This is a genomic window from Streptomyces sp. NPDC048270 (assembly GCF_040652335.1).
Classification (GTDB): Bacteria; Actinomycetota; Actinomycetes; order Streptomycetales; family Streptomycetaceae; genus Streptomyces.
Genome location: NZ_JBEZLV010000114.1, coordinates 1 through 2,817, shown reverse-complemented (window position 1 = coordinate 2,817; position 2,817 = coordinate 1). Strand labels below are relative to the sequence as shown.

3 protein-coding genes and 1 pseudogene are annotated in these 2,817 nt (G+C 69.0%); 2 read left to right on the top strand and 2 right to left on the bottom strand.

Annotated features, from left to right (window positions below):
• Nucleotides 1-357: 357 nt before the first annotated feature.
• The gene (locus tag AB0D66_RS34400) at nt 358-855 is read left to right on the top strand and encodes a hypothetical protein (RefSeq protein ID WP_362311075.1); all 498 of its coding nucleotides are present in this window, start codon (nt 358-360) and stop codon (nt 853-855) included.
• Nucleotides 856-1,035, top strand: a complete 180-nt coding sequence (locus AB0D66_RS34395; protein WP_362311074.1) for a hypothetical protein — start codon at nt 856-858, stop codon at nt 1,033-1,035.
• Nucleotides 1,036-1,242: 207 nt separating this feature from the next.
• Here the strand turns inward: AB0D66_RS34395 and AB0D66_RS34390 are convergent, their stop codons facing one another.
• Together AB0D66_RS34390 and AB0D66_RS34385 are read right to left on the bottom strand one after the other, a co-directional pair.
• Nucleotides 1,243-2,331: a hypothetical protein gene (locus tag AB0D66_RS34390; protein WP_362311073.1), complete on the bottom strand. Its 1,089-nt coding sequence runs from the start codon at nt 2,329-2,331 to the stop codon at nt 1,243-1,245.
• A gap of 125 nt (nt 2,332-2,456) precedes the next feature.
• Nucleotides 2,457-2,639: pseudogene (locus AB0D66_RS34385) on the bottom strand (ATP-dependent helicase); the annotation flags it as partial.
• Between the last annotated feature and the right edge of the window lie 178 nt (nt 2,640-2,817).

Genomic DNA, 2,817 nt, shown 5'->3' with positions numbered 1-2,817 from the left:
GGGTATGGATCGGCTTCTCTCCCAGCCTCACGCGCATCACACAGCCCGTGGTCCAGGTCTTGGCCAGCTTTCCCGCCAACCTTCTCTTTCCCCTAAAAGCTGTCCCGCAACTCGACGACGGGCTGAAGGGCAGCCGTCGCAAGGTCGGCATGCCCGGTTCTGACCCGACTTGCGGCCTAGAGAGTGACCCGCTCAATGCGGGTCGAACTGGACGCGGGGCCGGCCGGCGGTCTCACTGGCCGGTACGGTTTCCGCACCTGCGCGTGGGCAAGGACATGCGGAGCGGAGCCCCCGGGCACCGCGGGGTCCGTCTTCGTGCGGCCGAGGTCCTCATCCCACCGTCGAGGAGTCCCGCTCATGCCTGGCAGCTTTATACGGCTCTCCCGACGAAGCGTCCGCCGGGCCCTGGCCGCCTCAGCAGTGGCGCTGGCCGTCCTGGTGACGACCGGCGCAGAAGAAGCTGGGTGCGCGCCGCCGGCCGACGACAAAGTCACCACGACCGGGGACAGGGGCGGGAAGGCGTGCCTGCACACCATCTCCGCGCCGTACGTCAACCGGGGCCGGGTCCGGGGAGAGGCGGTTGCGACGTGTTTCGAGGCCGTGCTGCGGCACAACCTCACCGTCGCCCTGGAGAAGAAGGGGCCGGGCGGCTGGACGGAGATCCAGCGGGTCACGAACGACAAGGCCCCGGGCAAGGGGTCGCCCAAGCGGGTGGAAGTCGCGGCGGGGTGTGAGCCGGGCGCGTACCGTACGAGGTACTACGCCACGGTCGAAGCCCTGAAAGAGCCCGACGGGCAGGCCGACAAGGGCGGCGCGTTCTCGCCGACCACGGTGGTGATGAAGGAGCAGTGCTGAGTGAACATCGCGAAGAGCTACCCCGAGCACGGTGGTGAGCTGTGGCTCGGTCGCACGACCGACGCCCCGCTGCCTCTTCGGCGCCGTCTCCTCGGCCTGTACTGGGCGGCGGGCGGCCGGCTGCTCTACAACGCAAGGATCTCCGTCCGTGACTTCGCGCGGGCCCACCGCAAGCCGTGACAGCCTCGGTGATCTTGATTTAGATCACCTGAGTCCCCGAAGCCACGGAGACTTGCGCCCGTTGTTGAGCACGGTTGCCGGGCGCCGCACCCGGTAGCGGTCACCTGTCATCCGCATGACGCCGACGGCCACATCGCAACAGCTGATGCCGCCTGTATCGGTTTCACAGACGGTCTCTGCTTCTGCGTGACAGGTACGGCGACGCGGTCATCTGGCTTGGGGACGTGACGCCCGGGCCCGTCGGGCGGCCCGGTAGGCATCGGCCGGATCGTCGGAGGCTCCGGGTGCCGGATGCCATTCAGCGCCGGCCGCGGTGAAGGGATACCAACGGCCGTCAAGACCAGGGCGGACCTGGACCCCGGCAGACGGGTCCGTCAGGGCCCCGTCTGCGATGTCGAGCGTTCCAAGGCCGAAGGCCCTGGAGAGCCTGATCGTCTCCCCCGCCTGTTTCAGCGTGTGGGACGGCGTCGGGATCGCGGCAAGGGCAGTGTGGGCTCCGGCCGGCCCGCCGTGTCGGTAGCCGATCATCATGGTGCGCAGGGTGGCTTCGTCGTGGCCGGTGGCGTGCGCGGCGGCTGCGAGCCGGCTGACGCCTTCGGGGGTGGCCAGGAGGCGCACGGTGTCGGAAAGCGGGTCGTGCGGCTGCACCGCCTGGCCGGTCAGTAGTGCGCGAGCGCGGTCGGCTGCGTCCTTGGTCATCCACTCCAGGTCCGTGGCCCGGGGGCATGGGGCGGGTGGTTCGTCGAGGTTGGTGGTGATCGGCGTGATGGTCTCGAGAACTGCCTCGGGCGGGGCCTTGCGTGGAGGGCGATGGGCGTACAGGGAGTAGAGCTGGTCGGCCCGGACTGTTCCGTCGGGGTCTGCTGGGAGGGTGGCGAGCTCGGTGCCGCCCAGACGGTCGCGCAGCAGTGCGGCAAGTTCGCGGGCGGACATGCCGCGGGCGGTGAGCAGTACGGATGCGGCGCCGGCGAGGCGTTCGGCAACTGCATGGCCGAGGGCTGCGCTGTGGTCGCACACGCGGCCGAGGCGGCCTGTGGGACAGGAGCAGGCGAAAGAGATCTGCTCGGAGGCGGGGACGATGGTCATACCGCGGGCGTGGGCAGGGTCTGCGATGGCGACGGGGACGCGGTTGGCGAGGAGGTCGGCGACGGCCTGGGGGATATCGGCGAGGCGGCCGGCCAGGGTGTGCCACTGGTCTTGGCTGAGTTCGGGCAGGTGCAGGGCGGCCTTGTGCGTGGCCTTCTTCACCGAGACGGAGGCGGTGAGCTGTCCGGGAGCGGCGTGGATCTGGCCCACGGCGCCGGTACGGAAAGCGTTGAGGCCTTGATGTAGGAGGGGGATCCGTTGGTGGCCAGATGGAAGTTCTGTTTCCACGCGGCGGCGAGGGGGGGGGGCCGTGTTGCGGGGGTTCGAGAAGCCGGTCATCGGTTCCCCTGGAGAGTGATAAGGGCGGCGAGTTCGGTGTCGTCGAGGTTGGCGAGGGCGCTCTCGCCGGAAGTGAGAACGGCTTCGGCCAGGGCGCGCTTGCGGTCCAGGAGGGCGGAGATGTGGTCTTCCACGGTGCCTTCGGTGATCAGGTGGTGGACCTGGACGGTGCGGTGCTGCCTACTGGTCCGATCGGCCGCCGGCCCTCCCTACTTTCGTACTGCTGCCGAAGGGGCAGATCGGAACCAAAGCACCCCGGGTAAGGCCGGTCACAGCTCCTAGTCTGAAATGACCGGAGCAAAGCGCACCGGTATCCCGAAAGAGCCGGAGCACCTCATGTTCGCAGAAGCCGTCGAC

What these genes read in the sequence shown, in the direction of transcription:
- AB0D66_RS34400 (WP_362311075.1), top strand. Translation starts at nt 358, where the DNA reads ATGCCTGGCAGCTTTATACGGCTCTCCCGACGAAGCGTCCGCCGGGCC.